Here is a 5,466-nt window from a genome sequence, read left to right as displayed (position 1 = left end):
CCCGGCGACAACATCCAGATGGAGATCGAGCTGATCACGCCGGTGGCCATCGAGCAGGGCATGCGCTTCGCGATCCGCGAGGGCGGCCGCACGGTGGGTGCTGGCGTCGTGGCCTCCATCAAGGTCTAACGCCGTCCCTTCGAGGACGTTCGCCCCCCGGAACCCTCCGGGGGGCGTTTCTGTTGCGATGCGATCGTGACGGTCACCGCGCCTGCGGGTGCCGCCGGATGCTTGTCCAATTCCTTTTGGGTCTGACGCCTCAAAATTTAAGAAATTCCCTCAAAATTAACGCATCTTTTCTCTATGGAGACGCGATAAGAACAAGCAGAGGGTTGTTCCTCGGGTAGGTAATGAATAGTCGAGTCCGAGGCCCGGCACGAACGATGTGAGATAGGCACCAAGTCACGGTGTCTCGCTGAGGAGGATGGTTCCCATGGCTTTGACGTTGCGAGGGATGGCGGAGTCCGCCTGGAACGTGTTGAAGTATGCCAATCCCATCACGGGCCCCTACTTCATCGTGCGTGACCTGGCCCAGAACAAGACCGTTCAAGATTCCGTCAAGGTGGCGACGGAAACCACCAAGGCGGCCGCCAAGTCGGTGTCAGATGCGGCCAACGTGGTGCTGGACTACCCCATCGACCAGGGTGCCAAGCAGGCTTACGACGCCACGAAACGCGGCGTCGATCGCGCCGTCGATGCGACGGAAGAAGCCCTTGAAACCGGGGCCAGGACCGTGCGGGAGGGCGTGAGTCGAGGCGTTGAGGCCGTTGATGAAGCCCAGAAGGAGGCCCGTCGCGATGTGGCCGAGTGGATTGCCCCGAACGGGACCGCGCCAGCGGCACCTGCTCCCGGGACGCCCGAAGCGCCTCGCGTCACCGCCCCAGCTTCGCCGGTGGTGCCCAAGCCCGCTCCGGTCTCGGTGCCGACGACTCCGGCTGAAACCCGGGCGTTCCAGGAAAAGTTCAACAACTGGCTGGCCTCTGATGCCGGTAAGGTCGCTCGCGACAGCGGTATCAGCCCCCTGCAGGTGGACAGTGTTCTGGGCCCTCTGACCAAATACGCCCTGGCGTTTTATAACAGCAGACCGTAGCTGACTCCGTCGTTTCGCGCTGAAAACCTGGCCGCCACGTGTCCGTGGCGGTTTTTTCATGCGTCGAGGGTACAAGAGGCTTGGCCGTGCGTTCCAGGGGGGCCTCGTGGCATCCGAGAAGCAGAAGGGACTCTTTGAAAAACTCAAGGACGCGGTCGATGCGGCTGTTCTCTCGGGCAGCAAGGCAGATGCCCCGCGTCCCCGGCGCTCTTCTTCCGCCTCGCTGGCCAAGGATGCGTTTCTTTCGACCGCTGGGCCAGGCAACACGCAGGAGTTGAACAAGCAGCCCTCCACGGCTGAACTGGGCAGCGCAGGACCTCCCGAATCACAGCTTTCGCCGCGGAGACTCGCGATGGCGCGTGATTTTGCCCGAGGCGATTTCAAGATTCCTCAGATGCAAGACCCGGCCTTCATGTACAAGGTCGTGTCGGATGAGCGTGCCTACCAGCTGCGCCTGTTGCAAGAGCGTCGAAAGGTCCTGGCCCGCATTCCCAAGGCGCATCCGAAGGCGGGCGAGTTACAGGCCAAGATCGCAGAGGGGCAGGAGACCGTTCGTATGCTGTTCGGCTTGCTCAAGCGGATCACCGGCCGGGAGGGCGCGACGGGGGGGACGGACTTTCTCCCGGGTTCGGGCTGAAACGCTGCTGACAGCACACCCGGCACCTGTCGCTGCTTGACGTGGGCGGCTCGTCTGATATCATTGGGCAGCGACGGCACTGTAGCTCAGTTGGTTAGAGCACTCGGTTCATACCCGGGGTGTCACTGGTTCGAGTCCAGTCAGTGCCACTTCCAAGCTCTGTGCTCGTTTTGGCGCGTTGAGTGACACCCCGCTGAGGGGTGTTTTTTTTTGACTTCCCTCGCGGAAGGAGGTCGTTGCAAATCACGGACACGCAGACCGTCCCCACGGCAACATGGGCCCTGATGGCCCCGCCCATTCGGTTGAATGGGAATCTGAGGAACAGACTGCCGTGCACCAAGCCACCGTCGCTACCGAACCAGGCGCTCCCCTGTCCCTGAAAGAACGTGCCCACCAATGGCTTGGGGCCCTGAATGAATCCTGGCGCACGAAAGCCAAGACGAAGGACGGGCACCACGACCAAGGTTGGGATCAGGAGCCATTGGAGGCCGTGAGTGAGCCCTTGGTGCGTGTCAGCGGCTTCGTACCCGATCAGGAGGCCCAGGAGGAACTGACGCCCCCTGCTTCCGTCTCGGACAGCCCTGAACTGGTGTCTGCGCCTGCATCCCCCCAGGCTGCTGCTGGAGGTGAGGTGGCCTCGGCGCGGGAGCAAGGGGCGGTGGCCGCTGCGGCGCTTCAGGAACCGCCCGCCCGTTCCAGCGGGCAAAGCCCCAGTGCGATGTTGGCCAAGATGGCCGAGGCCCTGCAGGCCCATGCCCAACTGACCGAACGTTACGCGCAGGCGGGCTACCGCATCGGAAAGCTAGAGGCGGAGGTCAAACACCTGCAACTCGAGCGTCAGCGTATGGCGAGCCGGCTGGCCGAGTCGGAGCAGACGCTGGCGGACTCTCGTTTGAACGAACGGGTGCTGGAAGTGGAGCGTGACCGGGCTCTGGCCGCGCTGGGGCAGGCCCGCGAGGAACTGGCATCCGCTGGGTTAAGCTTGAAGGCCTCGCAACCCGGCGTGTGGAACTGGCTGAGGCGCAACTGGTAGCGGCCCGACTGAGTCGGACCTTGACCGTATCGCCTCCGATAGCCCTTTTTCGGGGGAACCGCACACGTTTTGATGTCGCCGGCTGCGAACGCCTTCGGGTGTCTGAATTCCTCTGCGTCGAGCGTGATGGGAAACCAGCAGAGCGATCCGCGAATTGACGGGTCTAGTTTAAGGGCTGGTTAATTTAGGGGAAACGTGTTATTAATCAGGGAGCCTGTGAGAGAGAGGTTCCCTGAATGCGTGTCGCGTCCTCCGTCTTGCTCCCTTGGGTGGCATCTGCGCTTGTGGTGGCCTTGTCGGCTTGCACCACGGCGCCCCTGCTGCGTTCGCCGTCGGCTCAGCGCTCTATCGGCGTAGGCATTTCGGCCAAGCTTGCGCGGCTGGAACAGGCGGTCAGTCGAGACCGACTCGGAACCCGTCTGTCCGTCCTGAGTGGGGCCAGCACCTTCACGCCCACCATCACGATTCCCGAGCGAGGCTCCGTGCAGGGGCGCGCCCTGACACGCCAGATGATCACGGAGACCCTTCAGGCGCAAGGTTACTCGGTGGAGTCCCATCGTTATCGCAACCATGGTGAGAATGTGCTGGCGCGCCTGCTGGCCGATGAGCCATCGGACGAGTGGATCTTGCTCGGGGCCCATCTGGATTCCGTGCGCAACGCCGGAGCCGATGACAATGGGTCCGGCAGTGCCGCCGTGCTCGAGGCGGCGACCGTGATGCGACAATGTCAGGGGCGGAAGGTGAACGTGTTGTTCGCTTTTTTTGATGAAGAAGAACTGGGTTTGGTGGGGAGCCAGGCTCTGGCCAAGGACCTGCGCAAACAACGTCTGAACCTGACCTCCGCCCATACGGCCGACATGATCGGTTTCGACGCGGACCGAGACGGTGCGGTGGAAATCGAGCGGCCGGACGGTCAACTCTGGGATTATTACCAGATGGTGAATCGCTCCCATGGTCTCAATCTGCCGCTGGTGCGCACCAGTTCGGGCGACACGGACCACGTGGCCTTCCGGCAGCAGGGATTTGCGTCTGTCGGGATGTGCGAGGAATGGGTTGGGGGGGACACCACGCCCCACTACCATCGCAAAACGGATACCTTCAGCACCTTGAACCTCGACTTTTTGACTTCCACCACCCAGTTGATGGTGGCTGTTCTTGCAGACCTTGTGACGCGGGTTCCGCCGCCTCCGCTTCGCCAGTCCGTCCCGCACAGCCAGTTTCCCGGTCGGGCTCGCCACTTTCATCCTGACGGTCATTTCTGAGGCCGATGGGGGCCCCTCGGCAGGTCCCCATCGCCTTGGCTGGAAGGCCTGGAAAGGGGTATCATCCTGCCTGCCCCGCGTGAAGCGGCCGTGGCGCAATGGAGCGTCCAGATAACCGGAGGGTGAACCTTTGCAGATTCAGGAATTGAAGCGGCTGATTGCTTCCGATGACCCGATCGGACCTGCCATCCAAGGTGACGTGCTGGAGCTCAAAAGGGTCGTGCATGACGCCCGTCAAGCCCGTCACGGTGACCTTTTCAGTGCCATGCCAGGAACACGGGTAGACGGCCACCAGTTCCTCGGGCAGGCAGCCTTGGGGGGGGCGACGGGGGCGATCGTCAGCCGCGCCTGGGCTGCTGAGTTCGCCGGCGAGGTTCCCTTGCCTTGCTGGCCGGTGGCGGACACACGGGTGGCCATGGCGCGCCTGGCGGCCCATCTGGCAGGACATCCCAGCCGTCGTCTCCAGTTGATCGGGGTGACCGGAACCAATGGGAAAACCACCACCACCTTCCTGATCCGCTCGCTGCTCAACGAGGCCGGTCTGGCGACGGGGTTGATCGGCACGCTCGGTGCGGAGTTCAAGGAGCACCGCTTGGTGACGGGCTTTACCACGCCTCAGGCGCCTGAACTGCAGGGCGTCTTGAAACAACTGGCCGACGCGGGTGCCGCGGCGGTGGCCATGGAGGTTTCCTCGCACGCCATCGAGCAGGCGCGCGTGTATGCCTGTGAGTACCAGGTGGCGGTCTTTACGAACCTGACGCGGGACCATCTGGACTATCACGGAACGATGGAGCAGTACGCCGCCACCAAACGGCGCCTGATGACGGCAGATGCGACCGGGGTCGCGCCCCGCGTGGCGGTGGTCAACCTCGACGACCCTCAGGGGCCGCTGTTCGTCCAGGCCGCAACCTGCCCGGTGGTCACTTACGGGCTCGAATGCGGAAGTGCTGCCTCGCTCTGGGCCGATCAGATCGTGTCGTCGTCCGCGGGCTCTCACTTCACGGTCAACTGGCAAGGACAGGCCATCGCGATGCACGTTCCCATTCCGGGGCGCTTCAATGTTTACAATGCTTTGGCTGCGTTGGCGACCGGTTTGGCCCTCGGTTACCCGCTGCCTGCGTTGGCGAGCGCGCTGGCTCGTGTTCCCGGGGTCCCGGGCCGCGTGGAGGTGGTGACACCGCCTGGACACCCTTTCACCGTCTGGGTAGATTACGCGCACACCCCTGACGGGCTGGAAAATGTCTTGCAAGCGGCGCGGGCGCTTTCGCCGCGGCGGCTCAGCGTGGTGTTTGGCTGCGGCGGCGACCGCGACCGCACCAAGCGCCCGATGATGGGGGAGGTGGCGGCGCGTTTGGCGGATGAGGCCATCGTGACCTCGGACAATCCGCGTTCGGAAGATGCCGAAGCCATCGCGCAGGAAATTCTGCTCGGAATGAAACAGGCC

Annotated in this window: 6 protein-coding genes and 1 tRNA gene; all 7 read left to right on the top strand. The window is 63.3% G+C overall.

The window, feature by feature from the left end:
• Positions 1-129, top strand: a 129-nt coding sequence (tuf, locus tag VKP62_07780; GenBank protein ID MEB3197090.1) for an elongation factor Tu, incomplete at its 5' end; no start/stop codon positions are given.
• Between the two features lie 304 nt (positions 130-433).
• Complete coding sequence (locus VKP62_07775) at positions 434-1,090, top strand: hypothetical protein (protein ID MEB3197089.1); 657 nt, start codon at positions 434-436, stop codon at positions 1,088-1,090.
• Between the two features lie 106 nt (positions 1,091-1,196).
• Entirely contained in the window at positions 1,197-1,727 is a 531-nt protein-coding gene (locus VKP62_07770) for a hypothetical protein (GenBank protein MEB3197088.1), read from the top strand.
• 75 nt (positions 1,728-1,802) lie between these two features.
• Positions 1,803-1,876: transfer RNA gene (locus tag VKP62_07765), tRNA-Met, on the top strand.
• 341 nt (positions 1,877-2,217) lie between these two features.
• A complete protein-coding gene (locus VKP62_07760; GenBank protein MEB3197087.1) occupies positions 2,218-2,760 on the top strand; it encodes a hypothetical protein in 543 nt (180 codons plus the stop codon).
• 236 nt (positions 2,761-2,996) lie between these two features.
• Complete coding sequence (locus tag VKP62_07755) at positions 2,997-4,022, top strand: M28 family peptidase (GenBank protein ID MEB3197086.1); 1,026 nt, start codon at positions 2,997-2,999, stop codon at positions 4,020-4,022.
• Positions 4,023-4,152: 130 nt separating this feature from the next.
• A partial coding sequence (locus VKP62_07750; GenBank protein MEB3197085.1) for a UDP-N-acetylmuramoyl-L-alanyl-D-glutamate--2,6-diaminopimelate ligase occupies positions 4,153-5,466 on the top strand: 1,314 nt, incomplete at its 3' end.

The organism is Candidatus Sericytochromatia bacterium (genome assembly GCA_035285325.1).
Lineage (GTDB): Bacteria > Cyanobacteriota > Sericytochromatia > S15B-MN24 > JAQBPE01 > JAYKJB01.
Note: the sequence above shows the minus strand (reverse complement) of the source record. Positions and strands in the feature narration are given on the sequence as shown.

What these genes read in the sequence shown, in the direction of transcription:
- VKP62_07755 (MEB3197086.1), top strand. Translation starts at nt 2,997, where the DNA reads ATGCGTGTCGCGTCCTCCGTCTTGCTCCCTTGGGTGGCATCTGCGCTT.
- VKP62_07775 (MEB3197089.1), top strand. Translation starts at nt 434, where the DNA reads ATGGCTTTGACGTTGCGAGGGATGGCGGAGTCCGCCTGGAACGTGTTG.